This window comes from Candidatus Salinivivens marinus (genome assembly GCF_965655845.1).
Taxonomy (GTDB): domain Bacteria; phylum Pseudomonadota; class Alphaproteobacteria; order Rhodobacterales; family Rhodobacteraceae; genus Salinivivens; species Salinivivens marinus.
In genome coordinates this window covers 128,827-151,394 of record NZ_CBFHHX010000006.1, presented here as the reverse complement: position 1 = coordinate 151,394, position 22,568 = coordinate 128,827, and the positions used below count along the sequence as shown (strand labels likewise).

37 protein-coding genes are annotated in these 22,568 nt (G+C 38.0%); 11 read left to right on the top strand and 26 right to left on the bottom strand.

The features are described 5' to 3' along the window. Nucleotides 1–13: 13 nt before the first annotated feature. On the bottom strand, nucleotides 14–289 hold the full coding sequence (locus tag ACTF5Q_RS07335; protein WP_438953978.1) for a DUF3764 family protein: 276 nt from the start codon (nucleotides 287–289) through the stop codon (nucleotides 14–16). 255 nt (nucleotides 290–544) lie between these two features. On the opposite strand from ACTF5Q_RS07335, the gene ACTF5Q_RS07330 reads away from it, so the two are divergent. Beyond that, complete coding sequence (locus ACTF5Q_RS07330; protein WP_438953977.1) at nucleotides 545–1,222, top strand: glutathione S-transferase; 678 nt, start codon at nucleotides 545–547, stop codon at nucleotides 1,220–1,222. Between the two features lie 16 nt (nucleotides 1,223–1,238). On the opposite strand, the gene ACTF5Q_RS07325 is transcribed toward ACTF5Q_RS07330, so the two are convergent. The 9 genes from ACTF5Q_RS07325 to ACTF5Q_RS07285 form a co-directional block, all read right to left on the bottom strand. Beyond that, on the bottom strand, nucleotides 1,239–1,463 hold the full coding sequence (locus ACTF5Q_RS07325; RefSeq protein WP_438953976.1) for a hypothetical protein: 225 nt from the start codon (nucleotides 1,461–1,463) through the stop codon (nucleotides 1,239–1,241). Nucleotides 1,464–1,518: 55 nt separating this feature from the next. Beyond that, nucleotides 1,519–1,650, bottom strand: coding sequence for a hypothetical protein (locus ACTF5Q_RS07320; RefSeq protein WP_438953975.1), 132 nt, complete (start codon nucleotides 1,648–1,650; stop codon nucleotides 1,519–1,521). Nucleotides 1,651–1,831: 181 nt separating this feature from the next. Continuing rightward, complete coding sequence (locus ACTF5Q_RS07315; protein ID WP_438953974.1) at nucleotides 1,832–1,990, bottom strand: hypothetical protein; 159 nt, start codon at nucleotides 1,988–1,990, stop codon at nucleotides 1,832–1,834. A 123-nt stretch (nucleotides 1,991–2,113) separates the two neighbouring features. Next, nucleotides 2,114–2,539 (bottom strand): nucleoside 2-deoxyribosyltransferase, encoded by a 426-nt coding sequence (locus ACTF5Q_RS07310; RefSeq protein ID WP_438953973.1) that lies wholly within the window; start codon nucleotides 2,537–2,539, stop codon nucleotides 2,114–2,116. A 40-nt stretch (nucleotides 2,540–2,579) separates the two neighbouring features. Further along, nucleotides 2,580–2,774: a hypothetical protein gene (locus ACTF5Q_RS07305; protein WP_438953972.1), complete on the bottom strand. Its 195-nt coding sequence runs from the start codon at nucleotides 2,772–2,774 to the stop codon at nucleotides 2,580–2,582. After that, entirely contained in the window at nucleotides 2,755–2,919 is a 165-nt protein-coding gene (locus ACTF5Q_RS07300) for a hypothetical protein (protein WP_438953971.1), read from the bottom strand. Before ACTF5Q_RS07300 ends, ACTF5Q_RS07305 begins: the two co-directional genes overlap by 20 nt. A gap of 104 nt (nucleotides 2,920–3,023) precedes the next feature. After that, nucleotides 3,024–3,593 carry a prolyl-tRNA synthetase associated domain-containing protein gene (locus ACTF5Q_RS07295; RefSeq protein ID WP_438953970.1) on the bottom strand — a complete coding sequence of 190 codons (570 nt, stop codon included), beginning with the start codon at nucleotides 3,591–3,593 and terminating at the stop codon, nucleotides 3,024–3,026. Nucleotides 3,594–3,667: 74 nt separating this feature from the next. Further along, nucleotides 3,668–3,994, bottom strand: a complete 327-nt coding sequence (locus ACTF5Q_RS07290) for a hypothetical protein (protein WP_438953969.1) — start codon at nucleotides 3,992–3,994, stop codon at nucleotides 3,668–3,670. A gap of 122 nt (nucleotides 3,995–4,116) precedes the next feature. Then, nucleotides 4,117–4,425: a hypothetical protein gene (locus tag ACTF5Q_RS07285; protein ID WP_438953968.1), complete on the bottom strand. Its 309-nt coding sequence runs from the start codon at nucleotides 4,423–4,425 to the stop codon at nucleotides 4,117–4,119. A 76-nt stretch (nucleotides 4,426–4,501) separates the two neighbouring features. Here ACTF5Q_RS07285 and ACTF5Q_RS07280 point away from each other — a divergent pair, with 76 nt between their 5' ends. Next, nucleotides 4,502–4,708, top strand: a complete 207-nt coding sequence (locus tag ACTF5Q_RS07280) for a hypothetical protein (RefSeq protein ID WP_164377004.1) — start codon at nucleotides 4,502–4,504, stop codon at nucleotides 4,706–4,708. A 30-nt stretch (nucleotides 4,709–4,738) separates the two neighbouring features. Further along, nucleotides 4,739–5,392, top strand: coding sequence for a hypothetical protein (locus ACTF5Q_RS07275; protein ID WP_438953967.1), 654 nt, complete (start codon nucleotides 4,739–4,741; stop codon nucleotides 5,390–5,392). 5 nt (nucleotides 5,393–5,397) lie between these two features. Here ACTF5Q_RS07275 and ACTF5Q_RS07270 read toward each other — a convergent pair whose 3' ends face one another. Continuing rightward, nucleotides 5,398–6,273, bottom strand: coding sequence for a DMT family transporter (locus tag ACTF5Q_RS07270; RefSeq protein ID WP_438953966.1), 876 nt, complete (start codon nucleotides 6,271–6,273; stop codon nucleotides 5,398–5,400). A gap of 147 nt (nucleotides 6,274–6,420) precedes the next feature. Here ACTF5Q_RS07270 and ACTF5Q_RS07265 point away from each other — a divergent pair, with 147 nt between their 5' ends. Beyond that, nucleotides 6,421–6,870, top strand: coding sequence for a GFA family protein (locus ACTF5Q_RS07265; protein WP_438953965.1), 450 nt, complete (start codon nucleotides 6,421–6,423; stop codon nucleotides 6,868–6,870). A gap of 80 nt (nucleotides 6,871–6,950) precedes the next feature. Here ACTF5Q_RS07265 and ACTF5Q_RS07260 read toward each other — a convergent pair whose 3' ends face one another. The 3 genes from ACTF5Q_RS07260 to ACTF5Q_RS07250 all read right to left on the bottom strand — a co-directional run bounded on the left by ACTF5Q_RS07260 (nucleotide 6,951) and on the right by ACTF5Q_RS07250 (nucleotide 8,187). After that, complete coding sequence (locus tag ACTF5Q_RS07260) at nucleotides 6,951–7,322, bottom strand: hypothetical protein (RefSeq protein ID WP_164377007.1); 372 nt, start codon at nucleotides 7,320–7,322, stop codon at nucleotides 6,951–6,953. 110 nt (nucleotides 7,323–7,432) lie between these two features. Beyond that, nucleotides 7,433–7,741 (bottom strand): hypothetical protein, encoded by a 309-nt coding sequence (locus ACTF5Q_RS07255; RefSeq protein WP_438953964.1) that lies wholly within the window; start codon nucleotides 7,739–7,741, stop codon nucleotides 7,433–7,435. A gap of 143 nt (nucleotides 7,742–7,884) precedes the next feature. Continuing rightward, nucleotides 7,885–8,187 (bottom strand): hypothetical protein, encoded by a 303-nt coding sequence (locus tag ACTF5Q_RS07250; RefSeq protein WP_438953963.1) that lies wholly within the window; start codon nucleotides 8,185–8,187, stop codon nucleotides 7,885–7,887. Nucleotides 8,188–8,458: 271 nt separating this feature from the next. Between ACTF5Q_RS07250 and ACTF5Q_RS07245 the strand changes: the two genes are divergently transcribed. Further along, nucleotides 8,459–8,836 (top strand): hypothetical protein, encoded by a 378-nt coding sequence (locus tag ACTF5Q_RS07245; protein ID WP_438953962.1) that lies wholly within the window; start codon nucleotides 8,459–8,461, stop codon nucleotides 8,834–8,836. 550 nt (nucleotides 8,837–9,386) lie between these two features. On the opposite strand, the gene ACTF5Q_RS07240 is transcribed toward ACTF5Q_RS07245, so the two are convergent. Beyond that, nucleotides 9,387–10,493, bottom strand: coding sequence for an alkane 1-monooxygenase (locus ACTF5Q_RS07240; RefSeq protein WP_438953961.1), 1,107 nt, complete (start codon nucleotides 10,491–10,493; stop codon nucleotides 9,387–9,389). Between the two features lie 32 nt (nucleotides 10,494–10,525). Further along, the gene (locus ACTF5Q_RS07235; RefSeq protein WP_438953960.1) at nucleotides 10,526–11,014 is read right to left on the bottom strand and encodes a hypothetical protein; all 489 of its coding nucleotides are present in this window, start codon (nucleotides 11,012–11,014) and stop codon (nucleotides 10,526–10,528) included. Between the two features lie 409 nt (nucleotides 11,015–11,423). Between ACTF5Q_RS07235 and ACTF5Q_RS07230 the strand changes: the two genes are divergently transcribed. After that, nucleotides 11,424–11,810 carry a GFA family protein gene (locus ACTF5Q_RS07230; RefSeq protein WP_438953959.1) on the top strand — a complete coding sequence of 129 codons (387 nt, stop codon included), beginning with the start codon at nucleotides 11,424–11,426 and terminating at the stop codon, nucleotides 11,808–11,810. 94 nt (nucleotides 11,811–11,904) lie between these two features. Here ACTF5Q_RS07230 and ACTF5Q_RS07225 read toward each other — a convergent pair whose 3' ends face one another. Further along, nucleotides 11,905–12,417, bottom strand: coding sequence for a cytochrome b (locus ACTF5Q_RS07225; RefSeq protein ID WP_438953958.1), 513 nt, complete (start codon nucleotides 12,415–12,417; stop codon nucleotides 11,905–11,907). 155 nt (nucleotides 12,418–12,572) lie between these two features. Here ACTF5Q_RS07225 and ACTF5Q_RS07220 point away from each other — a divergent pair, with 155 nt between their 5' ends. Genes ACTF5Q_RS07220 through ACTF5Q_RS07210 form a run of 3 tightly spaced genes read left to right on the top strand, consistent with a single transcriptional unit; the run spans nucleotide 12,573 to nucleotide 15,278 of the window. Then, nucleotides 12,573–13,436: a c-type cytochrome gene (locus ACTF5Q_RS07220; RefSeq protein ID WP_438953957.1), complete on the top strand. Its 864-nt coding sequence runs from the start codon at nucleotides 12,573–12,575 to the stop codon at nucleotides 13,434–13,436. Then, nucleotides 13,436–13,870, top strand: a complete 435-nt coding sequence (locus ACTF5Q_RS07215; RefSeq protein WP_438953956.1) for a c-type cytochrome — start codon at nucleotides 13,436–13,438, stop codon at nucleotides 13,868–13,870. Before ACTF5Q_RS07220 ends, ACTF5Q_RS07215 begins: the two co-directional genes overlap by 1 nt. Nucleotides 13,871–13,895: 25 nt before the next feature. Further along, a complete protein-coding gene (locus ACTF5Q_RS07210; protein WP_438953955.1) occupies nucleotides 13,896–15,278 on the top strand; it encodes a multicopper oxidase family protein in 1,383 nt (460 codons plus the stop codon). Between the two features lie 280 nt (nucleotides 15,279–15,558). Here the strand turns inward: ACTF5Q_RS07210 and ACTF5Q_RS07205 are convergent, their stop codons facing one another. The 4 genes from ACTF5Q_RS07205 to ACTF5Q_RS07190 all read right to left on the bottom strand — a co-directional run bounded on the left by ACTF5Q_RS07205 (nucleotide 15,559) and on the right by ACTF5Q_RS07190 (nucleotide 17,996). Continuing rightward, nucleotides 15,559–16,233 (bottom strand): S1C family serine protease, encoded by a 675-nt coding sequence (locus ACTF5Q_RS07205; RefSeq protein WP_438953954.1) that lies wholly within the window; start codon nucleotides 16,231–16,233, stop codon nucleotides 15,559–15,561. Nucleotides 16,234–16,360: 127 nt separating this feature from the next. Then, complete coding sequence (locus ACTF5Q_RS07200; protein ID WP_438953953.1) at nucleotides 16,361–16,939, bottom strand: hypothetical protein; 579 nt, start codon at nucleotides 16,937–16,939, stop codon at nucleotides 16,361–16,363. Nucleotides 16,940–17,034: 95 nt separating this feature from the next. Next, nucleotides 17,035–17,460 carry a hypothetical protein gene (locus ACTF5Q_RS07195; protein ID WP_438953952.1) on the bottom strand — a complete coding sequence of 142 codons (426 nt, stop codon included), beginning with the start codon at nucleotides 17,458–17,460 and terminating at the stop codon, nucleotides 17,035–17,037. 182 nt (nucleotides 17,461–17,642) lie between these two features. Continuing rightward, nucleotides 17,643–17,996 carry a cupin domain-containing protein gene (locus ACTF5Q_RS07190; RefSeq protein WP_438953951.1) on the bottom strand — a complete coding sequence of 118 codons (354 nt, stop codon included), beginning with the start codon at nucleotides 17,994–17,996 and terminating at the stop codon, nucleotides 17,643–17,645. Nucleotides 17,997–18,213: 217 nt separating this feature from the next. Between ACTF5Q_RS07190 and ACTF5Q_RS07185 the strand changes: the two genes are divergently transcribed. Both ACTF5Q_RS07185 and ACTF5Q_RS07180 read left to right on the top strand, forming a co-directional pair. After that, the gene (locus ACTF5Q_RS07185) at nucleotides 18,214–18,417 is read left to right on the top strand and encodes a hypothetical protein (RefSeq protein ID WP_438953950.1); all 204 of its coding nucleotides are present in this window, start codon (nucleotides 18,214–18,216) and stop codon (nucleotides 18,415–18,417) included. A 294-nt stretch (nucleotides 18,418–18,711) separates the two neighbouring features. Beyond that, nucleotides 18,712–18,924 (top strand): hypothetical protein, encoded by a 213-nt coding sequence (locus ACTF5Q_RS07180; RefSeq protein ID WP_438953949.1) that lies wholly within the window; start codon nucleotides 18,712–18,714, stop codon nucleotides 18,922–18,924. Nucleotides 18,925–19,211: 287 nt separating this feature from the next. On the opposite strand, the gene ACTF5Q_RS07175 is transcribed toward ACTF5Q_RS07180, so the two are convergent. The 5 genes from ACTF5Q_RS07175 to ACTF5Q_RS07155 form a co-directional block, all read right to left on the bottom strand. After that, nucleotides 19,212–19,382: a DUF1737 domain-containing protein gene (locus tag ACTF5Q_RS07175; RefSeq protein ID WP_438953948.1), complete on the bottom strand. Its 171-nt coding sequence runs from the start codon at nucleotides 19,380–19,382 to the stop codon at nucleotides 19,212–19,214. 721 nt (nucleotides 19,383–20,103) lie between these two features. After that, nucleotides 20,104–21,021 carry a DMT family transporter gene (locus ACTF5Q_RS07170; protein ID WP_438953947.1) on the bottom strand — a complete coding sequence of 306 codons (918 nt, stop codon included), beginning with the start codon at nucleotides 21,019–21,021 and terminating at the stop codon, nucleotides 20,104–20,106. A gap of 53 nt (nucleotides 21,022–21,074) precedes the next feature. Further along, the gene (locus ACTF5Q_RS07165; RefSeq protein ID WP_438953946.1) at nucleotides 21,075–21,272 is read right to left on the bottom strand and encodes a hypothetical protein; all 198 of its coding nucleotides are present in this window, start codon (nucleotides 21,270–21,272) and stop codon (nucleotides 21,075–21,077) included. Between the two features lie 92 nt (nucleotides 21,273–21,364). Then, nucleotides 21,365–21,709: a cupin domain-containing protein gene (locus ACTF5Q_RS07160; RefSeq protein ID WP_153692136.1), complete on the bottom strand. Its 345-nt coding sequence runs from the start codon at nucleotides 21,707–21,709 to the stop codon at nucleotides 21,365–21,367. A 50-nt stretch (nucleotides 21,710–21,759) separates the two neighbouring features. Beyond that, nucleotides 21,760–22,383 (bottom strand): hypothetical protein, encoded by a 624-nt coding sequence (locus tag ACTF5Q_RS07155; protein ID WP_438953945.1) that lies wholly within the window; start codon nucleotides 22,381–22,383, stop codon nucleotides 21,760–21,762. Between the last annotated feature and the right edge of the window lie 185 nt (nucleotides 22,384–22,568).

The following is a 22,568-nucleotide window of genomic DNA, read 5'->3' as shown; positions in this document are numbered from 1 at the left end:
TACCTGGAACTAATTAATCTGATGCAATTGACATTGACATTGTTTCTGGATCTGTATTTCCCCCAGCTGAAGCGATGAGCTCTGCTTCATTTTCCATATGTTCCTGTATTACGTCCATATTGGGAGTATACATTACAACATGAATGGTATCATTATCATTCACATCCTGGCCCCTGTAAATTGTTTTTATTCCATATTTACTACTTCTTAAACCTTCAGCACCATCGAATGCTGCAAGCCAGTGGTCATACCCTTTCGTAATTTTTTGTTTCAGAATGAGTGTTGGCATTTAATTACTCCTGTAGCTTTGCGTTCAAAAAAGCATACAATAAGAATAGAAATTTCATAGTACAGCTTTTGTAGTGTTTTTATTTTTAGGCTCGTAAGATTATTCCTAAATTAGTTATTAAGATTGTGAACAAGATATTTGTTGAAAATCCGATATATGAAAGTCAGATTGAGAAGAAGAATAGTGGTAGGAAAATACAAACTATAACAAGAAAGCAACAACAAATTCTAAGTAGTAAAAGATCGGATCTATTAAATGTTAAAACTTGTTTATTTTAAAATGAGAGCGTTGGCTGAAGCTCCGCAATTGCTGTTGAATTACTGCGAAATAAATTATGAGTATATAATGTCTTGGGACCACTTTGATGATGAGTGGTCTAACATCAAGCCAAAGCTTGCTTTTAGACAACTGCCAATGATGGAAGTTGAGGATGGTACTCAAATTTGCCAGAGTATCGCTATACTTCAATATATTGAAAATTTAGGTGGCTTAAAAATTAGTGATCCGCTAATGGCGGCTGAAGCCATGGCCGTACTGCAAAGCGCTCAAGAATTATTCGCACCACTAAATCCAACAGTGAATTTTGCGGTTGGCCAAGACTTTAGCAACAAAAGAGATAGCATGAGGATTAACTTAGAAAGTCGGTTTTCCGATTTGGCTCGCTATCTTGACAAACATGAGGGCAGGTACTTTATCGATGATACTCCAAGAGCTGCGGAATTTGCCTGCTTTCATCACCTTGATTTATCAAGAAATCTTGATCCAGAAATCCTTAAAAAGTTTCCCCGTTTAATAAAATTTGTAAACGACATTGAAGATATTGATTCAGTTTCAAAGTATTTGAAAAATAGGCCTAAATTAGTTGGCGTGGGTATAGAACCTAAGCTCGTTATTAACGGGACTGAGCATCCAACAGGCGTCAATAAAACCTAGTTGATAATTGCAGGCTCTAGAACCATCCTAATCCATGCTTCATAACAAGTAAGTTAGGTAAAAGAAGGAAAAATGTGACGCCTAGTAATTGTGCTCTGCGTCCCCACTTTAAAAAGCTTGAATTGTTATTGGCCAGAACCAATGCACCTGCTGCGTACCCGTTAGCCTCAACTTTTCTCCGCCTGGCTTCTAGTGATTTCATTGCGGCATCAAATTTTTCGTCATTTCTTGTATATGCCATTCATTTGTCCCATTGCAAAAGGAGGTTGAAGCGACTCAACCTCCAAAATAATATATCAATCAGCGGTCGACTTTGCAGTTTGTCTAGCGTCATACACCGATTTCTTTTCCTGATATTGCTCTTCTGATAGGCTATGCCAGCCTACGCACTTGCCTGTAGGGCTTCGACCACAACTGCAATTTGCCATATTTTAGCTCCTATATAATTTCATAAGTTAATTAGTTAAAACATGGGGTTCATCAAGCTGAAGGTCTGATACCATTCGGGTCCTTCTGTTGCTAAAAGCATCACGACGGGTATTCCAACTATAAAAAATATACAGCTTAAAAATGCCCAGCCTAACCCGCTATTGTTTGATGTCGCCTCACTCACGCGTTGGTGTCCATGCACATGCCTAATTCTGCATTCCACTCCTGTCCTACTTCGCAAGTCATCGCGGTGTCGGTGCCATGTTTGCTGCAACCGCCTGCAAAGCTAAATGAGGTTGAAAGAATTATGGCAAATAGTGTTGTACTTAAATATTTCATGCTGATCTCCTCTTATCTTCAGTACAGATAGGCTTAGGAAAGCTCATATCAATGCGACTTTCTGTCAAGGAACGCGTATAGCTAAGCCATCCTAAAGCCTTATTTGTGATCAAAAATTACTAGTTAATTTTTTAGGTTTTTAATCGTATCGACAAGTGTGTCTATTTCGTCGATTGTCTTGTCGATCATTCCTTCCACAAACAAATTCCGAAAACGTCTTTCTGAAGCAGTAATCGCAACTATTGGTTTTTTATTTGCATAACTAAAGCCAATTTCGGCCGCCGTTCCAGAATCTATGTCTTGCCCAGTTAGTAGAGCCACAGTTAAATCAGCGGTTTTTAATGCATCGATATCGTTATTGAAAATTTTTTCTTTTGTTGCGGTAGACATATTAAGCTGTTTCAGCTTTTCCTCTGATACCCCTTTTTGGTCTCTGTGAGGGAGAAAACACTCAAAACCATTATTTTCCAGTTCTCTTGCAATTTTTTCTAAATATCGTTTTTCGTGAGTATTAAATAGGGGCCCAGCAATGTATATTTTCTTAAACAACTATTGGCCTTTCTTTATTATTTGTGGTGCTGACCCTCGTTTAATAATTTTCATCAGTTGACCCAATATCCATTCTTGACAATTCATTAGTCAGGCGATTTTTATAACGCCGTTGCCTGCGCCTTGCCTTGCTTGAATTGGCTCTCCAGCTTTGCCTTTTATCCTGAACCAATTCTTCTAGGTCATCGATCGTTTCGATTAGCTCAGCATCGGCTTCACGTGTTCTTCGGGCCATTGCGAAGCTTCTCAGAACATTCCTTTAATTTATCTCGACACTTTGGGTCAGAGAGAACGGCAGTCGCAAGAAGAGCTCCGGCCGTAAAAAAGACTGCCCCAGTGAGTAGAAATTTAGTAGCAATTAATTTATGGGCTAAAAACATAGTATTCTCCTTTGATTGAATCGTAGGTTGCCTATTTAAGTTTTCAAGAAACTAAACCAATCAGCCTGAGTACTTTTGATAGGCTTGAAATCAAAGCTGCATTTTTACTTATTTGGATCGGCTGTTTCTGATAGATCTATCCACTCTGGTTGAACGCCAACTTTATTCAAAAACTTTACTAAATTGTCGGGTGAAATTCCCAGCGTTCTGTCATTTACTAACGGATGGACATATATTTGAGCACAGTTTTTTAGTTCATGGTCGATAAATATAGTTACACCTTGCTGAGCTCCAGTGATCATTGCGAGCGGCGTAACAGCACCCGGTCTAACACCTAGGTTATCCATCAACCGTTCTGCGGAACCGAATGAGAGTCGGCCCACACCGAGCCTCGAGGAAAGTAGTTTGAGATTAATTCCTCGATCTTGCTCAGCAACTATCAGAATATTGCGTTTTTTATTGTCCCTAAGGTAGAGATTTTTAATATGACCTCCACCTTCATCTGAAGATAAAAACTGATGCTGTATTTTTTTAGAGTCCTCTACGGTTTGAAGAGGCACGTGGTCGGTGCGACTATAAATGATACCCCATTCATCCAACAGCTTTATAAGATCCTCGGATGAGACTGGCAGTGTTTCTTGATATTCTGAGGATGCATCGGGAATGAGCGTCATTGGCACCAATTATAAAAAGTAATAAAGAGTTGATATAACTGAAAAGGTTTTCTGTTCAGTTGCGGGCAAATTTTTTATTTTGTAAGGTCTGCAGGATTTACCATGGGCTGTCCAGTAAGAGTCTCATGCGATACATACCTTTGTGTTTCGGTCGGTAGCGTCACCATAACGTCATTCATTCCCATTTGTTCTAAAGCCGAAAATATAGCATCTTCGTCTTCAGCATACCAATGACAATAAAAGAAATCTTCTGTACCCATCCAATGCTGCAGCAGTTCTGCTTTTTCAGTTTTCATCCCATCAAAAAGTTCTTTGTCAGTTAAGTTTTTTGTGTCTTCGAAGAATTTGTTCTTTATTTCATCACTCATGTAAGTATGAGTGCATATGAAATGTTTTTTCATTTTGAGCTCCCTACATTTATTGTGCTGCTGAAACGATTTCTAGTATGATATGTCTTCTGTTCTCCATCATTTTGAAGATAATTGCATCTATTTTTTTACTTTGCATTATTTCACGGACATTTTCAGATTTCGCCAAAATCAGACTGGGATGAAGTAATAGCTTTTTGAGCGTCGGCTTTAGCTTCAAACTTTCCTGCAACATTTTGCTGAAATTCTTTTAATGATTTGAAAGCATTATTTAGGTTCTCATTTGTATCGAAATAGCAAATGCTCATACCTCTATCCGGCGCTATATGAAAGGAACGCATAGCAATCAAGCCTTTTGGTTGTGGAGGCATATGCTTATCAATGTACTCGTGAGCACTATGCATTAACGATTTGTTGGTGTATCGCATCGTGAGAATTGCACAAAATTTAACTGGCTTATTCATGAATTAATCTCTCATAAAAATGTATGTTAGCGGAAGTATAGAAGTTTAATGATCAACACCAAGCAAGGAATTTAAAATGTGGACACTTTTTTTAGTTTTTTTAAGCGCTGCCGGAGAACCCATTCAATTCGAACCACTTACATCTTATCCTGAGAAAATGATGTGCAACTGGGACGCTAGCCGCTTGTCTCGAGACAAAGCTGAGATCTTAACTCCAAATACAGAGAGAGATTTCGTAGAACTTCCAGTCCAGTATGCTTGTGTTATGACGCAACAAAAGTAGTTTTCTGGTAAATTATTAAGGTACAATTTTATGAATTGGTTCGCAACAATCGATGGTTATTGTGAGAGAATTGATGCTTCGTTTTGGTCGGAACCCTTAAATGCAGTTACCAATGTTGTTTTTTTGATGGCTGCAATTTGGGTTTTGCGAAGAGAAGAGCTCAACAATAAGGCGCGTGCCTTAGCTTTTCTTTTAGCAATGATTGGTATTGCCTCTTTTCTTTTTCATTCCGTTGCCACTGCCTGGGCTGGAGCACTAGATGTATTATTAATCCTACTATTTACCCTTTTATATATTTTTGTTGCTACAGAAGATTTTTTGGGCCTACCGAGACGCAGCGCGCTGGTTGTGACTTTAGGGTATTTTCCATTTTCAGTTGTCGTGGAATGGTTGACGCTGCCCTTAAGCTTTCTTGGTTCAACCCGTATTTACATACCCATATTGGTACTCATTACACTTTATTCACTTATTTTGTACAAAAAATTCCCGTATTTATCGCGGGGTCTTGCAATGGGTGCGTTATTGTTGACGATATCAATGTTAGCCCGCTCTGTGGATTTGCCGTTATGCGAGACAATCCCGACAGGCACTCACTTTTTGTGGCATGTTATTAACGCCATTATGCTTGCTTGGATGATTGAAGTTTATCGTCGGCACATAATCTCTAGAAGTGGCAATTTTTAAACTAATCATCTTTTCACATTTTTAATGTTTCGCTCCCTTAAAACAATAAAATACCCAGAAAATACAACTATAAAGGCTCCCAACCATGTCATTAGATTGGGACGTTCTCCCAAAATTAATATGGACAATAATAGCGCGAATACTAGCCTCGAATACCTAAAAGGAGCAATCAAAGAAGCATCACCGTAACGAGTGGCACCCACTAGCAGGTAGTATGCAGTTACGCCTGATGCTATGCCAACCATTAATATTTTTATTTCACCAAAACTGGGCCAAATGAACTCACCATAAAATGGAATAGCCACTAGACCTGCCGCGGCCATTGCTCCGAAACCGTAGATGGAGATTGTTAGGGTTGGTAAAGTTGTTTTCATTGCTCGTGTCGCTAGATCTCTGACAGATAGGCAAATAACGGCCGCAACAGCGAGCAAGCTTAAAGGATTGAAATCCGCTAGTCCGGGTTTAACTATTAAAAGTATACCAAAAAACCCTATTATTACCGCTAGCCAACGCCTGATTCCAACTGTTTCTCCCAGAAAAATAGCCGCGCCCGCTGTAATTGCCAGCGGAGTTCCTTGAAGAATGGCTGAAGCTGATGACAAGGGTGTTAGCACTATTGCACCTACGAAGAATAATGCACCGAATAAGTCAGCAAATGTCCTTGTAATCACGTGCTTATTTAGCAACTCTCGGCTAAGTACTGGTTGTTTTGAAATAATAGCGAAAATTAAAAAGATTATCGCGCCACTTAATCCCATAATTACCATTATTTGAGATGCTGGCATAGTGCTTGATAAGAGTTTTATAAAAAAATCTTCCAAAGAAAAAAGAGCCATGGAGCCAACCATAAATAATACGGGTTGGAATTCAGAATTTTTCAATACACTATCCTTAGTGAGAGCTTTAACTGTGAATGGACTATAGATAAAACTAAGCTTTGGCTATAAATTGTTTGAGGAGTTTTTTTGGCGATAATTGATCCGGATCGATTATTTGCATTTCGAATATTACCTGGATTATAAAAATATATGAAGTACTCGGGAAATTGCTTATGTGGTGCGGTTAGCTTTAAATTTTCATACGACCCAATGATGCAATTTAAATGTCATTGTAATGTTTGTCAGAAAGTCTTTGGGCATACTTTGCATGCCTTGGCTAAGCCAAAGGACGAATTGGAGATTTCTGGGTCTCTTTCAAATTATCATATAACTGGCGGAAGTGGGAACAAACTACATTATAACTTTTGTCCAACTTGTGGTACTTTTATATATAACAAACCAGATCTTTTGGATCCTATGATTTACGTACCCGCGGGATTGCTTGATGGTCAAATAGAGTTCACTCCAACTGTTGAATTATGGACGTCACAAAAACCTAATTATATCCCAAAGGCCACTTCAACGAAAGCGGCCTTTGAGAATAACGGAACAACAGATCGGCTTATGGATATGCTCGAAAATTTAGACAAGAGGGGATAAGAACTTCTTAAATCAATTCTGGCCGTAACCAGGCCGTTCTATTTTCATATATTTACGGTTACTATATTACACTCAGTATTTTATCTTATAGAATGATAGATTTCCCCGCCAAGGCTTATCACTTTCCCATAACTACCGAGTATTTCAGCAAATTGAGGGAAATAATCATTTTGTGACGCATTTTCGACGTGACGCTGAATACTTGCCATCCCGGTAAAACGCTCATTGATTGTGAATAATGTATTGCCAGTCACACCCTTTTCTGGATCAGTAGGATCGATGAACTCGGGCGCTTTAGTAAAGTAAGCATTGAGTAAATGTTCGCTCCCATTATTTGCCTCTGAGTAAAAATCAGTCATCCAAGCAGCATGTTTCCGGAATACTTCTTCGACGGACGCGGCCTCTGCATTGGAGCAGACATAGCCAAGGTTAATACATTTAATATCAGACATATTGTTCTCCCTTATTGATTTAGCTTGAGCTTAAATGGCCAAGTTGCTTGCGACTAGTACAACTTTTGGACCCAAATGAACTTTTGGTTGGGTACACTAAGAAAGTATATCTAGTTAAAACCCTTATAAACTTGCATAACCCCTGTAAACACGTTTTCCGATGGATTTGATTTGCAGAACTTGAGTAACTCCATCCCAAAAATTGTTTCGTCTGCATGAACTGATTTTTTTGATTTCCAATTTGCTCCAGTTACAAACCCATTTACCCACGCGTCGAAGAAGTTTTTATCAAAAAAGCTACCTCCCTCCCATGCTTTTACGAGCGCCGAGCATGGTTTATTGCCTGGGCCATACATTACCTGAGCCTCAGCTTGGTTCAAATTTAGCGATAAAAATAGTCCAAATATAAGAATTCTCATTATTCACTACTTATAAAATTATCAAATCGAGTAAATTTTAAGCTGCTTACATAATATGAAAAATAAGAAGCTGCTAAAATTACAAAGAGTATGATAAGTTTTGATTTTTTATTCATTTTATTGTATCAAAAACATTCTTATAGCTAGTAATTATCTATTTCATTTTGATGCAGAACTATGCCCGAGAATGCCTTGGTGCGGCTACCGTTTTCATATAGTTCTAAAATAGGGGTAATGCTATCTAGCCAATCTAAGCCCGAAACTACATCCATGCTTCTATCTTCGATACTGTCGTAGGTATTCAAAGCTGCATACTCACTATCTCCTAAGCTTAGTATCTGCCAAGATATAGAGTTGGAATTGTCAAATTTTCTGAGTGCATCTATTAGCTGATCTTCAAATCCGATCTTGGCTTTGAATCTCGTGATCGTTGTGACCAATGTCATAAAGATTTTCCTATTCATTCATAATAAACGTTTATTTACCAAGTTTATCTAAAATTTCTTTTAAAAGCTCGTTGCTATCTTCCTTTAGCTTATTTTGTAGCTTAAGCTGCTCGACTATTTGACGTAAGTAAACTTCTTCAAGGTCCATTTCGTTTCCTTTCAAATTAACTAAGTGAAATATTCTATCTCGTGTAGCTTCACATTGCTATCTAAATTACTTTTGTTACTGTTCATGATCATAAAGAAGAGAATTGTAGAAAGAAGTTTTGTTATGCGGTTAGTAGTTTTAGCTTTTTTGATGTCACTCTCTACGGGTGCCTTTGGTGAAATTAGTGATAATCGTTTGCGTGTCTTGTTAAATATTTGTGATGCGGCTCAAAAGTCAGCTGATTCGGGTACGGTTAGAAATATTGCCTCACAGATACAGAGTACAAAACTACCAGAAAATGAGCAATTAGCTGCTTCGTTTGAGAAGTGTCTATACACTGCATTTGGGGAAACGACGAAAAAACCAAATGTTAATCAATTAATTGAGGAAGTAGAAAACACATATTCAAAACTTGAAGCAGATTGTCGTGCATTGCTGAGAGTTGGACCTGAGATCGCAATTGCCCATCCTATTTGCAAGCCTGTACTCATTAAGCCCTAACAAAAGCTTGTTCGCTGTCAGTTTTTATTAATTTGTTCTCCATTTTCGTAGTTAGTCTTATGGCATTCGATACTTACAATATCTGCTGACCCTAAATTCATTGAGGGAAGCCGGTTATGTAAGCAAAAACAGATCTCATCATTATGCAACACAGTCATACGCAAATTGCCGTCCTTGTTAGTCCCGCTAGCGACAACTGTAACCTCTGAAATTATCGCTTTGGCTTCAGTTTCAACAGCAATGGATTTGGTGCTGAGCGAAAATATAATAAATATGAACAAATATTTTCGAGTTAATTAGTTGTAACACAAATAACAAGAAACTTGAAAAGAAGTTAACAACTTACCATTTAACTCAAAGGGGCATTTAACGTATACTCGCAGATGAAACTTGTGCAGGTAAATTGGCGCCACGGCGTACGTTACATTTTATACGATGAACAGGGTAAAGTTGTAATTATTACCCGAAACAAGAAGGTGGCCTTACATTATGCTAATACTAATCAAACTGTTTAACTTTGTTCAGTTGGATTTAACCAATTGATGTAGGTTTAACTTAAGCCTTTCCACTCACTGACTTCTGGATAGAATTGCGCGCGCCATTTAATTACTTTTGGGTTCATTACCTTGCGCCAAATAAATGGTACCAAGCTAAATACAACCATAATCGGGTATCCAAATGGTAATTGGGGTGCGCTGTCAGCATCATGTGCACTCAGAGTTGGATATGTTTGTGATGGCCTAGAATGATGATCCGAATGTTTTTGTAAGTTAATAAGTAGTAAGTTGCTGGCTGCATGATTGGCATTCCAACTGTGGTGTGGCTTTGTGGGTTCATACTTATTATCTGATATTTTTTTTCTGGAGAGACCATAATGCTCTATATAATTTACAACTTCCAAGTGAAGTACGGCCACCAGTGCTTGAATGAAAAATAATGCAATGCCCCATCCTCCGCCAACTACGAAAGACAAGCACACAAAGAAACATGCCAATGCGGCATAAATGTAAAACGGGTTCGAAATATTTAGGATAGATTTATTTTTGGAAGCGAGCTTTTGCGCTTCCACTGACCAAGCGGAAATTAGACACTGGGGGATGACCCGAAGGAAAAAAGTATAGAAACTTTCATTGAAACGGGCAGTGACCGCATCCTTCTTAGTGCCTACATACCTGTGGTGTACAAATACATGTTCAGTTCTAAAGTGACCATAAAAAGCCATGGCCATTAAGATATCTGAGAAAAATCGCTCTAGCTTTGTTTTTTGATGCATTAATTCGTGAGCAAAGGTAATTCCGACGGCCCCAGTAATCATTCCCTGTACAAGCATTAAACAAATAGCCTCGAGAGTTGTGAGGTGATTAAACCAACAGATAGAGACCAGAGATCCAAACAGTAAGAAGAATTGGATCAAGGGCCAGGTAAATAGAATTAGTTTGTAACTACTTGTGTCGTTCGAGACATCTATTTGGTTTTTTTTGTTTTCACCGATAATAAAATCAATGATTGAGATTATTACGTAACCAAAAACTGGGGCGAGAATTAATATAGTTCCGCCGTAAACCCACGCTAATATAAGTAATGGACAAAACAATAATGGAAGGGCAAACGCTATGGGCGGCTCAGGTTTACTAAAATTTTGACTTGTGTTGGACACCTTTAAAAACTCTCTAGCTTGAAAATTAACAATCAATTACCTTTTGAATTTGTAGCTCCTTCTGGTTCGTTTTCCAGCATTTCTCGCAACCAGTTACTCATTGCCACTTGATAGTTCAGCCCTTCCAACTTTATTGGCTGTTTTGATACCCACCACTGATACGGGTCATCTTCCATTCGAATTGCTAGTCTGTCATTTTCGTTCGCAATCTTCATGAAATCAGAGTTATTTTTGTTTTCTTTTTTAACATAATGCCACTTCTGCACTTCAATTGCATCAGTATCTAAAATCAGCGCCATCTCATTTTTTACTTTTCCTGAAAAATTGTAAGATGGACTTTCAGTAAACCAAACAAAACGTCCACAGTAATTATATTGGTCATCAAGAGCTCTTTGGTCAGCTATAGAATAACCCTCCCGAAGCCCTGCCATATATTCAGTTCCCTCGAGCTCAAGTTTCTTGCTCGCCAAGATCAATTTCATCGCGTCTCGCGAAGTCCAATGATAAAGTGTTGTGCCCATTGTTTACCTTAATAAGTCAGAATTGATTTTAATATCCCTATTTTAGAATGCAATGACAGCCTTAAGGTATTTCAAATATTAATTATTAAATACATGCAAAATCTATGCGTAAAATTTTAATATTTATGATCTTAAAGGATACTATCAAAGCATAGAAAGACCGAAATTTGATTTAATTTTCTTTTAATATTACAATATTTTTATGGGAGATTCTAAAATTACGATAATCCATTTGCTATCTGCTGTGGCCGTATTAGCGGTTATAGCATCCCAAAGCTTTGCTTTAATCTAGGTTGGTTAAATCAACGCAGCTAGTTGAAATCAGCTCACAAAAGCTCTGTTTACAAATCATTAAAAAGTGGGAAGTGTATTTCCGTACTACTTTTAAGGTAAAATAAGGCTAAAGAACATGAGTGTAAAAGGTTCGTGTGAATGTCAGGGTGTTGTTTTTGAACTTATTGGAGAGCTGCGAGATGTTGTCTTCTGCCATTGCTCTCAGTGTCGTAAAACGTCTGGCCACTACTGGGCCGCCACACAGGTTGCAAAAGCTAATTTAAATTTAATTAAAGCTATGTCACTAAGCTGGTATGACTCATCAGATGAAGCTCGTCGTGGTTTTTGCAGTGTATGTGGCTCCAGCATGTTTTATGAGAGAAAAGGTATTGATAAAATCTCGGTTTCAGCAGGTTCGCTCGAAACACCGACATCTCTTGATCGGATGCGCCATATCTACGTTGCAAGTAAAGGTGACTATTATGATATTTCAGATGACTTACCACAATTCGAGGAATATTGACCCAAGCACAGTGCTTGATCGACCATACCCCTAAATTTTGTCCCAAAGGCCTCAAATATTATTGAAATATTTATTATAATGTCGCGTGCTCCACTTAATTTTCTGATTTTGCAAATGGAACCATAGCTGACCATACACCATCAGCTTTGAAGCGATGATAAAGGGCGGCGAGGATGTGGATACCTACCAACCAATATGTACCAGTAACAGAAAACTCGTGGATAATGATCACAGCTTCCATAATTAACCCTTCTTTTAGCCCAATCCAATAAAGTCCACCTATCGCCAGTCCTGTTAATGCAATGGACCCTAGGCTTACATACATTCCAAGGTGTACAAGTTTTGCTGCAATTTTTTGAATGTAACTCGTATTTTCGGGCAGTGCGCTTCGCTGTGTTTTTGTCATGTAAACAAAACGTCCCAAAAGAAGAAGTATGAAGATACCAGCAAAGAATATTTCAAGTCTAAACAGCGAGGGGTCTGAGAGTTCTGCAACATCATCCACTTGTTTGAAAACTCCATATGCAAACAGAAGTACAAACCCCCAATGCATTAGTTTGGCTATTTTGCTATATCGAGTTTGATTAATGAGGTTTGTTTCTTCCAAATAATTTCTCCAACAATTGAGATCAGCATATATAACATTCCCAAAAATTTCACACACACTTAAAGTGCATCATAAAAAGAATATTGAATTATAAATGTAAAGAACATTTTGCTTCCTATTGACCTTCCAGTAACTGGAGCCACTACCTCGAAGGCATGAGAGTGAAAATAATTATATCGACACTTATAGCCAGTGCCTTTGGAATTTTTCTTTACCTGACAGTGACCGCCCCGAAGTCACTTGCCGTGCTTGATTATTCAGCGGAAACTTCGGATCTATCCAACGGTGAGTATATATTTACAGCTGCGGGTTGTAGTGGATGTCATATTGAAGAGGGCTCAAAAGACAAATATCTATTGGCTGGCGGGCAGAAATTTGAAACTGCGTTTGGTACATTTAAAGCTCCAAATATTTCCAATAGTGTTGAATTTGGAATCGGGGCATGGGAATTTAAAGATTTTTATAACGCATTAAAGCTCGGCCAGAGCCCTAACGGCGAACATTATTTCCCTACATTTCCTTACACAGCATATTCCAAAATGACAGATCAAGATATCATGGACTTATGGACGTTCTGGAAGACTCTGCCTAGCTCTGACGCATTTATCAGCGATCATGACTTACCATTTTTATTTTCTAGCAGGCGAAATATCGGCATTTGGAAAACTCTTTACATGTCAGATAAATTTGTCAGCTCCGAGGTTGATAGGGGTACATATTTAGTTGAGGCACTTGCTCATTGCGCAGAGTGTCATACTCCTAGAAACATACTCGGTGCATTAAAATTTTCTGAGTGGCTAGAAGGAGCCCAAGACCCAAGTGGTAAGGGAAGAATTCCTGGTATTAGCACCGAGAAGCTTGCTTGGACGGAAGATGAAATTATAGAATATCTAAGTTCTGGTTTTACTCCTGATTATGACGTTGCTGGAGGTAAAATGGCTTCGGTAGTTGAAAACACGTCTAAGCTAAGTGCAGCGGATAGAAGCTCTATCGCACAATATCTTTTGAGGATTAAATAATGTTTAAAAACTATCTAATTTTATACATTTTTCTTCTTGCGATGGTAAATTTGCATACAGCAAATGCTCATCATGAACTCGAAGACCAAAACATCGTGAACGGAGAAGAAAATTATCAAGCACATTGTGCCAGCTGTCACGGGGTTGACCTCGAGGGTCAACCTAATTGGCGGACAATGAAAGCTGACGGCAGTCTTCCGGCACCCCCTCATGATGCGACGGGGCATACCTGGCATCATGATACAAAAATGTTATTTGATTATACTAAATATGGCGGTCAAAAAACGCTGGCTGCCGTAGGTATCACCGATTACAAAAGTGGTATGCCGGGCTACGAAGACGTGCTTTCAGATTTACAAATTTGGGAAATTTTAGCTTTTATTAGATCGACCTGGCCTAAGGACATACAAGATCTACATGCAACTAGACATTAGTTGAAAGTTTGTAAAGGTTTTTTCGATGTTATCACGACGTGGTTTAATTAAAAATTGTTTGGCAAGTTTAGTAGCAGTGAAGGTTCCTACAAGTGCATTTTCTGCAAAAAATGTTTCTCGTTACCGCATCGTTGCTCAGAAATCTGAGCATCAATTTTATGAGGGAGCTAATCTTTCAGATCTATTTCTTTACAATGGTAGTAGCCCCGGCCCACTCATTGTGGAAAAAAAGGGTAATATACTGGAAGTAGAGTTTTCGAACCTTTTGGATGAGCCCAGTTCGATACATTGGCATGGTATCAGAAACCTTAACGACATGGATGGTGTGCCGGGTCTCACACAAGCACCTGTAGAACCTGGAGAAACTTTCACTTATAGGTTTCCTTTGAATGATGCTGGTACTTTTTGGTACCATTCTCACAGTCAGGCATGGAACCAAGTAGCAAGAGGGCTTTGTGGCCCATTGATTGTGCTAGAAGATGATTCATTAATGAGTGATAGAGACCTAACCATTGCTGTAGATGATTGGCTTTTAGACGAGAATGAGCAAATTCACACGGCTAGTTTAGGAAGCTTACATGATTGGTCGCATGGAGGAAGGCTAGGAAATTTTCTTACGATAAACGGTAAGTCGGCACCTGAAATAAAAATCCCAAAGACTGGAAAAGTACATTTAAGGTTTTTAAATTTTGCAAATGCTCGTGTGATGCAGTTTGAACTAAATGATAGGTTACCGATGCGGATTGTTGCTTTAGATGGGGCACCATGTGATCCTTTCATGAGGCAACGTTTAACTCTGGCTCCTGCACAAAGGGTTGATGTTCAGATCGATGACGTCTCATTCCTTAGAGAATTATTCGAGGTAAGCGCAGGGGAGGAATATAGTGCAGCTACTTTTGCGCCAAATGAGGTAACTCAAAAACTAAATGCATTACCAAGATTTGTATTGCCAACAAATAATATGCTGAAAATGGATAATGCTGAGGTGATAAACATTCATATGCAGGGTGGGGCCATGGGTAACCTATCTTCTGCTATTTTCGAGGGTGAGCAAAAGAGTTTGCGAGAGCTGGCAAGATCTGAAAAAAAATTATGGGCTTTTAATGGAGAAATCGGTGGGTATGATCTAACGCTTGCAGAAGTGGATTTAGGCAAAACTGTCGTATTAAAGATTTGGAACGATACACGGTGGCAACACGGGATGCATCTCCACGGACATCATTTTTGGGTTAAGTCTAGAGAATTTGGGGATGAGGCTAATTTAGTTCTTCGAGACACCTATCTCATGCAACCGGGTGAACAGGCCGACTTGGTCTTCGAAGCAAACAATCCTGGATCATGGTTATTTCATTGCCATATGCTTGAACATCACGTTTCAGGCATGGGAGGCATTATAACCGTTGGATAGAAAATTTAGCTTTATTGATTTCCAAAAATTGTCAGATTTATAAGTACAAAGCGCGCTTCTTGGTATAATAGCATTTTGCAGAACAGTCTGTTGATCGTATCAATAGCGCCAAAGATTTATTCCATAGTTTTTGCATTATACACTCCATAATTTTATGGTTTGGATATAATCTTTTTTCTGTTATGAATATTTGAAAAAAAGAATACCCGGCATGCAACGCTCGCAATGGTGGGTTTGCGAAATAGAGCTATTTAAGGATTTCCAGCCGTAGATTACCAAATTAATTTGCTAGGAATTTGTTAATAAGGCCGGATGATATCGCGAAATTTACACCTGCATTAGTATCAGTATTTTTTGTAAAAATGCCGCTCATCATACCCAGTAATTCACCATTAAGATTGACTAAAGCTCCACCAGATGAACCAGGATTTGCCGCTGCATCAGTCTGCAGGAAATCTTCGATTTCATTGAAACCAATGTTGCTCAAGCCTGTAGCGGATATCACGCCGCAGGTTATCCCAATATTTAATCCAAAACTATTGCTTATTAGGCAAGCACTGCTGCCAATTTTAGGCTTTTCAGTTTTAATTGTTATTGGCCGCAATTCTAACTCGGTTTTAAGTAATGCAAGATCGGTAGAAATAGAATTCTTAATTATCTTAGCTGAAAATAATTCACCTTTAATATCTCGAACTTTTACATCAGTTGCTTTTGAAATTACATGCGATGCAGTAAGTATAAGTCCGTCTGACGAAACTATAATTCCAGAACCTTCTGGCGCTGTCCCAGGGGGTGCGCCAAATCCTGGTTTATCATAGCCGGGCCAAGTTGGTAATATAGATACTACAGTAGGTGAAGCTATTTCCCATGCGTTTACTGGGTCTGCAAAGATTGGTTTTGATATCAGCAGGACTATGATTTTTACTACAGGAAATATATAAAAAAAGTTCTTCACGAAAGTTTAGCCTTGCTAATAAAATGCCTATTCTCTGGTTTTAAGATATAGATCTAACCAAATTTCCCTAAAATCTGTAACATCTAAAATCTACGATCTTAAATAAGGACTTAATTTGATAAAAATATCAATTTAAAATTTCTATTTTGGACATGCTGTGAATTACTGATTTTAAAGTTTGCCCGTACCTTGGACGATTTATTTCATTAAATGAATTCGAAACTCTTTTTATTTCTCTAAACTCCCGGGTTTCTATCTCAGAGAAGCTAAAAATTAGGGGGATATTCTCCAATTTGCTTATCTGACTGGCATCTTGCAAGTCATTTAAATAGATTGCAGCCGAAGGTTCTATAGACAGGTCGCAATTTGTAGAACAGTGATATTTAAAAAACATAAACACATTATCCCGATAGCTTTTGTGGTCTACCCCAATTATTGAGAAGCACTTTTCACAGTATATGCGGGTAGACCGACCGGTTGATCGTAATTTAAATGCGTGCATGAATTCTTTGCCTTTGACGCTAAGAATATCTGATTTAACATAAATTAATTCTTGTAAAGAGCTCGGCTCTGCACCGCCTTGTAGTGAGCACCACTCTAATGCGTGTCGGCAATCAGTGCATCCACATAACAAACTCAGGCAAGGTTGCTCATCGTTAATTTCAAAACCACAAGCTCCGCAGTGGCAGGTGATATTGGCGCTCATAAATGTGTAACTTTAATTTGTAACTTTCTAAAATACTATTTGGAGGTTACGCATATCACAAGGTGGCTGAACAAATAAGTCAGCCACTTTAAAATTTAAGCAGCAGCAGAAGTACTGTAAAGTATATCGCCCATGTTGAAGAGTAAAATAGTATTGAGTATTAAAAAACCTAATGGAGCGATATATCCTTCAGGTGTAACTTTAACACCCTCAACTTCAGCCCACTCACTGTTTACAGTATTATAGCCAAAGATTGCCGCAAGAAGTGCCTGTATCCACGCGTACACGACGAATGCCCAAGCTCCTTGAGGCCCGATAAATAAAAGTACAATAGCAACCGCAGTGGAAGCTCCAACACACGTACCCACAAGTCGTGTCATGAATACGGCTCCATCGCCGAAACCATATTGATCAATAAACCCTTTTGTTTGTAAAAGGCAGCGGTATGCATAGTACCCGCCTGCAACAATTAGTAATAACCAAATAACGAGGTTTAATACGCCACCAAAAGCTTCCACCATTTTATTCTCCCGTGATAATTAGCTAGTCAATAATATTTTGATAGGTCACGTTTCAGTTAATTAGACAGTAAATCAAGTACAGGTTTTGTATTAATCTAAAAGAATTGTTTATCTGGCGCCAAAAGTTAGAGGTATGATTTATTTTAAAATAAGCTTCAAAAAATATCTAACTAAGCCACTATCTACTGTTGAATTATGAAAAGTTTTTTTACTTTCTCGTGTATTGTCCATTCACCCTTCCAGCCTTTTGGAAGTACAAGTAGATCTCCTCCAGCCAATACACGTTGACCATTTCCGTCATAGTTTATTATTGACGCTTTTCCTGATAAGATATGGCAAAATTCAGCGGCACTCGTTCGGTCCGCAGTGAAAGTTCCTTCCGAACACTCCCAGATACCAATTTTTGTCGTGCCGTCATAAGATTCCCAAAGAATTTCGGATGCCTCTAATTGTCCGGGTGTTTTTGTTGTTGGTTTAGGATTGAAATCCGTTAATTCTATGTTTGCAAACTGCGCAAAAGTTTTTAATTCTATCATTTGTTTGCTCAATACCTATGATTATCTTTACAATTTAAACATATATTTACTTTTCAAAAGAATATGTATTTTTTAAATCAATAATTTAATTTGGACAATTAGCGATGGAAATTGCCTGATGACGTTTAAGGATAAAAGTGACATTTATGTTAACCGGCGCACTTGTATGAAATACATAATAACTAAACATCGATAGAACTAAGCCGTTGGTATTTCTATGGGTGTTATGTTTGATATCAAAAATTTAGAATATGCGCGAGTTTTAGATAATCGTGCTGCTCTTTCCGTGACCAAAGATAAAGACAAAGAGCAGAGGAAGCGGCGTCAAAAAGGAATGTTGAAAAACGGTTTAAAGCAAGCAACAAAAAAAAGTAAAAAATATCCATACAAGAATATAAATATATTAGATCTGACAGTTTAAATGATCCAGGATATGGTTCTCGAATTTAGCTATTAAATGATGAACTTGCATTTAATATGCCTATGCTACAATCATACAAGAAACATTCAGGTCAATTTTTAAGCATAAACGGTAATTACTTGGTCAAGAGATAACCCTTGTTTGACCTTAGAGGTTTTCCGTTTCGATTATATCGCACTCGTACACGTGGAGCCATTTTTTATGGCTTTTCATCTAAGTTAAAATACCAGGCTCTGAGTTTATCATCGATTCTTAGAGCGCAGCAGAATATTATTAATTTTGGAGTTTGAATCATTGGCCGAGATTGATCATTTTTACATCAAGGAAAGAATTCTTAAATTTTGTGAGTATCAGATGTTTGATGCAGACATAAGTGATTTGATAAGGTACGCTAAGGGCAAGGGTTTTCTCAACCGTGACGAGAGTGTTACCACCGAGGGAATAAAATTGGCTCATTCTATGAACAAAAGCGATACCTGGATACCCGTGGAATGGCAAATAATTTGATAAACGTTAAGCGATTAAATATTTTAGCGCACTGATTATTTAAATAAATTAGAGAGTTCCTACTAAGTACACTAATAATAAAAGTGAATAAAACAAAGTTCCAAATAGTAGTTTTGGATCGGCATCTATCGTTTCAATTAATTTTAAAAGCCTTGTGAAAAGGTTTAAAATGGTAGGATCTGTTGTCTTATCAATTTTCATATTTTTAATACGAACAAAGATAAAATTTGGATTAAAGTTCGTTTTCAACAAATCCTAGAACTATTTGGAAATTTGAAATACTTTAGTCATGGAGATAATACAGTCATTGGCTGACAATAAACTTTATCATCTTCCTCATCATTAAAATCGATTACCATGCCGCCTACGGGGTGCCATCCGTTTTCTATGTATTTTGAAACGTGTTCACATAGGTTTGCACGACTATATCCTGTTGCGATGACATACTTATTATCCATTATTTATCTTTCCTATTGTTTGAACAGCCAGATGAATTTTTTTAAACAATTAATTTAAGATTATCAGATTTAAGAAATACGAGCTTTCAATATTTTTATAATCTTATAGCAGATTTTTCATTCAGAAATTTTGGATTAGCTTTTTTTATCAATTCAGAAGTTGGGCTTTATAAAAGGATCTGGAAAGCTGTGTAACTTGGTTGTCGTTGTAGGAAGAGAAGAATGATTATTCACACGATCTACCAAGTTACATTTACTGAGGATAAGTATCTATTATTTCCTTTTATAGTATAGAAAGTGTATCTGCTTATTATTTGTCAATTTTTAATATATAGTTAGCAATATTCAAAAAAATATGCTATATTATCGGAGCGTTATTAAAATGCACAAGCGGATAGAGATATCCTCCCAAATCTTTTTATTCGCTAAAGATATAAATAATGAGCAGTCAGATTTTCTGTCTTGATTGTAAGTTTGGGACAGGGCCAGCTATACTCTCCCATATGGCTGGTCCCTTTTATTGGGCCTACATTTTTTCGGAAACTAAACTTATACGTTCATTTTACTATATAAAATCAATTAGTTGTTGACTCTTGTGCTATCTTTAGCACAATTGGTTTAATCTTTCTGGGGAGAGATTGAAAAAGCGGATCCAGTAGGTTTGGGAGGAGCTACTGTCGATCCGCTTTTTACTTCAAAGTGATAAATCATAATGTCTATGTTACTTTTTCGTAAACCTGAGCGCACCTGACGCAAAAAGAACTCCTATAGTTACAAGACAGATTCCAAGTAATTTTACGGGCGTAATTATTTCATCCAGCAAAAATATGCCGCCCAACATGGATAAAATTGGTGTAAGTGCACCGAAAGCAGCCGTTTGGGCTGCCCCTAAAATTTTTACTGCATAGGTAAATAATAGCATCGCTAGAATTCCTACAATGAAGCTATGCAAAACTATCATAAGGAAAATATTTGAAAGGTTGGCGTGCTGAAAGCTTACATCTCCAAAAATGAGAAGAATTGGGACAAAGACAATACTTCCCCAAAACAATCCAATTACAAGTCCGTGTATCGGAGCGATCCCACTTTGACGAAATAAAACTGAATAAATTGCCCAAAGAGCAGCTCCGAGCAAGAAAAGTATATTTCCAACCCAGGTTAGATTGGCAAGATCTGCATCAAGTTTTAAAATTCCAATCAAAAAGGCCCCAAACAAAATTATAAACAGGCCAATTTGTCTAGAGAATTCTGGTTTTTCGTGGACAATCAAATAAGCAATTAATGCTGTCCAAAAAGGAAGAGTTCCAGGAGCCAATGCACCTGCGTTGGACGCAGGTGAGTAATAAAGCCCTACTGATAGCACCCATGGGAACAAGGCGCTGGCACCTAGCGCAAAAATGAGCCTAGTAATTAGATTATTTCCAGGGGGCAGGATGCCAAGATGCAACATAAGTGGTGCCATTATTATAGCAGCTGGCAGGAGCCTGAGTACTAATATTTCTTCAACAGAAAAATTTTTGGTTATCGCAAAACGAGTTCCAACTAAGAAGGCTGCCCAAATGGACACTGTAATTATGGCAGCTAAATAACCTAAGAGCTTTGCACTTAAAATAGCAGAGGGTCTTGGGCTACTCAGCAAAGTAAAAAGTCTCGTTTAGAAAAAGAAAGTGACTCGTATATTTGCCGCAAGTACTAAGTACCACGCACTGTAAGCGACGAATTTTCTATTCGTTTTTGGAGAAATCTTCTGCCTTCTGGAGTTACTTTCCCACTACTATCGAGATATCCTCTTTCCTTGGCAATATCGATAATCCCTATTTTTGCTCTTTTATTTTTTCTCTCTGTTTTTTTAAGAACGGTCTTTATTGTATTATAATCACTAACATTCATCAGAAACCTCGTTGTAAGTCATTAAAGCTTCTGTTGGCTACGGATTGTAAATTAATTTTCCTTTTGATAAAGTCAAAGAGTTTTAAGGTAATTTATTCGCCCCACATACCCGCAAACTCATAAACTACGGCCGGTTTGCCTCCAACAACCCATGCATCGTGACCTGGTGAAATCGCATATGCATCGCCAGCTGTGTAGGTCGCCTCGCTACCATCATCACAAACGCAATGTACAGCACCCTCTACTATTATTCCGGTGTGGGTCGCTTGGCAAGTATCAGTTCCTATTATTGGCTTTATATCTTTTGACCATTTCCAATCTGGACTTAATGTCAACTTCATAACACGTTGGTTGAGCACATTTACTGCTTCCATACGTGCATTAGGCATATCTTTGGCCTCATCAGCAGATGAAAAATTCTTTACTTCGATTGGCATATTTTTTCTTCCTTATAAGTAATAAAACTCTAGCAAAATTAATTTTCAAATTATTTAACCATCATTATTAGTCTGGAGTGTTTTAATGTTCCAAGTTCATTGGCCGCGTCTACTAATTCAGAAAAACTAGGATTAGCGATAACTGCATCAGTAGCGCTGCCCCAGTGTTTTAAATCTTTAAACCTGTATATAATTCGCATCATTTCATGATCTGAAGCAATTACAGGCACTCCTACGCCCATTTCTACATCATTTTCATCACAAATTGCTTGCAAGTTTGGTACTAATTCCATTGCCTTAGCAACATTTTTTCGTGGCATATGATAATCTCGAGCAAGCACTATTTTTCTCGGATCAGTACTTTTCGAATTATGCAGCATTCTTCCCAGCCAGGGACCTCGCATTTCTGCAACGGGAGTCAGGGCTCGTTCCTCGAATATCTTTTTTAGGTCAGGATCATTTGAGTAACCGTCCATTGCACTGGCTCCGGCTGCCACGGTTTCATACCAATTATAGAGCTCGTAATCACCAGCCCTGTGACCTCCAATAACTTTACCTACTCTGGAAACTGCACCGTACTTTTCTATTACATCCGATGTCCTAAGAATGCGATCCTCTAATACCGCATCTTTTCCAATCATAGGTGTGAATTCTCTGACAGCTACATATGACATTGGTTCTTCTCCTAACTCTATAGAATGATTGCATCATTATTAGATGGATCAAGTACAAAAAATGTATCAAACGAACTTAAAATAATTAATTATTTTTAAAAGCTGCGGGATATACAAAAATAGTTAGAAACGGATAATATCAGCTTAGCAAAAATTAATAAGTGAAAGTAGTTACGAACTTAAAA

Excerpts from the sequence above, each read along its gene's own strand:
- ACTF5Q_RS07335 (WP_438953978.1), bottom strand. The coding sequence starts at position 289 with ATGCCAACACTCATTCTGAAACAAAAAATTACGAAAGGGTATGACCAC.
- ACTF5Q_RS07330 (WP_438953977.1), top strand. The coding sequence starts at position 545 with ATGTTAAAACTTGTTTATTTTAAAATGAGAGCGTTGGCTGAAGCTCCG.
- ACTF5Q_RS07325 (WP_438953976.1), bottom strand. The coding sequence starts at position 1,463 with ATGGCATATACAAGAAATGACGAAAAATTTGATGCCGCAATGAAATCA.
- ACTF5Q_RS07320 (WP_438953975.1), bottom strand. The coding sequence starts at position 1,650 with ATGGCAAATTGCAGTTGTGGTCGAAGCCCTACAGGCAAGTGCGTAGGC.
- ACTF5Q_RS07315 (WP_438953974.1), bottom strand. The coding sequence starts at position 1,990 with ATGAAATATTTAAGTACAACACTATTTGCCATAATTCTTTCAACCTCA.
- ACTF5Q_RS07305 (WP_438953972.1), bottom strand. The coding sequence starts at position 2,774 with ATGGCCCGAAGAACACGTGAAGCCGATGCTGAGCTAATCGAAACGATC.
- ACTF5Q_RS07300 (WP_438953971.1), bottom strand. The coding sequence starts at position 2,919 with ATGTTTTTAGCCCATAAATTAATTGCTACTAAATTTCTACTCACTGGG.
- ACTF5Q_RS07295 (WP_438953970.1), bottom strand. The coding sequence starts at position 3,593 with ATGACGCTCATTCCCGATGCATCCTCAGAATATCAAGAAACACTGCCA.
- ACTF5Q_RS07290 (WP_438953969.1), bottom strand. The coding sequence starts at position 3,994 with ATGAAAAAACATTTCATATGCACTCATACTTACATGAGTGATGAAATA.
- ACTF5Q_RS07285 (WP_438953968.1), bottom strand. The coding sequence starts at position 4,425 with ATGAATAAGCCAGTTAAATTTTGTGCAATTCTCACGATGCGATACACC.
- ACTF5Q_RS07280 (WP_164377004.1), top strand. The coding sequence starts at position 4,502 with ATGTGGACACTTTTTTTAGTTTTTTTAAGCGCTGCCGGAGAACCCATT.
- ACTF5Q_RS07275 (WP_438953967.1), top strand. The coding sequence starts at position 4,739 with ATGAATTGGTTCGCAACAATCGATGGTTATTGTGAGAGAATTGATGCT.
- ACTF5Q_RS07265 (WP_438953965.1), top strand. The coding sequence starts at position 6,421 with ATGAAGTACTCGGGAAATTGCTTATGTGGTGCGGTTAGCTTTAAATTT.
- ACTF5Q_RS07260 (WP_164377007.1), bottom strand. The coding sequence starts at position 7,322 with ATGTCTGATATTAAATGTATTAACCTTGGCTATGTCTGCTCCAATGCA.
- ACTF5Q_RS07255 (WP_438953964.1), bottom strand. The coding sequence starts at position 7,741 with ATGAGAATTCTTATATTTGGACTATTTTTATCGCTAAATTTGAACCAA.
- ACTF5Q_RS07250 (WP_438953963.1), bottom strand. The coding sequence starts at position 8,187 with ATGACATTGGTCACAACGATCACGAGATTCAAAGCCAAGATCGGATTT.
- ACTF5Q_RS07245 (WP_438953962.1), top strand. The coding sequence starts at position 8,459 with ATGCGGTTAGTAGTTTTAGCTTTTTTGATGTCACTCTCTACGGGTGCC.
- ACTF5Q_RS07235 (WP_438953960.1), bottom strand. The coding sequence starts at position 11,014 with ATGGGCACAACACTTTATCATTGGACTTCGCGAGACGCGATGAAATTG.
- ACTF5Q_RS07230 (WP_438953959.1), top strand. The coding sequence starts at position 11,424 with ATGAGTGTAAAAGGTTCGTGTGAATGTCAGGGTGTTGTTTTTGAACTT.
- ACTF5Q_RS07220 (WP_438953957.1), top strand. The coding sequence starts at position 12,573 with ATGAGAGTGAAAATAATTATATCGACACTTATAGCCAGTGCCTTTGGA.
- ACTF5Q_RS07215 (WP_438953956.1), top strand. The coding sequence starts at position 13,436 with ATGTTTAAAAACTATCTAATTTTATACATTTTTCTTCTTGCGATGGTA.
- ACTF5Q_RS07210 (WP_438953955.1), top strand. The coding sequence starts at position 13,896 with ATGTTATCACGACGTGGTTTAATTAAAAATTGTTTGGCAAGTTTAGTA.
- ACTF5Q_RS07200 (WP_438953953.1), bottom strand. The coding sequence starts at position 16,939 with ATGAGCGCCAATATCACCTGCCACTGCGGAGCTTGTGGTTTTGAAATT.
- ACTF5Q_RS07195 (WP_438953952.1), bottom strand. The coding sequence starts at position 17,460 with ATGGTGGAAGCTTTTGGTGGCGTATTAAACCTCGTTATTTGGTTATTA.
- ACTF5Q_RS07190 (WP_438953951.1), bottom strand. The coding sequence starts at position 17,996 with ATGATAGAATTAAAAACTTTTGCGCAGTTTGCAAACATAGAATTAACG.
- ACTF5Q_RS07185 (WP_438953950.1), top strand. The coding sequence starts at position 18,214 with ATGGGTGTTATGTTTGATATCAAAAATTTAGAATATGCGCGAGTTTTA.
- ACTF5Q_RS07175 (WP_438953948.1), bottom strand. The coding sequence starts at position 19,382 with ATGGATAATAAGTATGTCATCGCAACAGGATATAGTCGTGCAAACCTA.
- ACTF5Q_RS07165 (WP_438953946.1), bottom strand. The coding sequence starts at position 21,272 with ATGAATGTTAGTGATTATAATACAATAAAGACCGTTCTTAAAAAAACA.
- ACTF5Q_RS07160 (WP_153692136.1), bottom strand. The coding sequence starts at position 21,709 with ATGCCAATCGAAGTAAAGAATTTTTCATCTGCTGATGAGGCCAAAGAT.
- ACTF5Q_RS07155 (WP_438953945.1), bottom strand. The coding sequence starts at position 22,383 with ATGTCATATGTAGCTGTCAGAGAATTCACACCTATGATTGGAAAAGAT.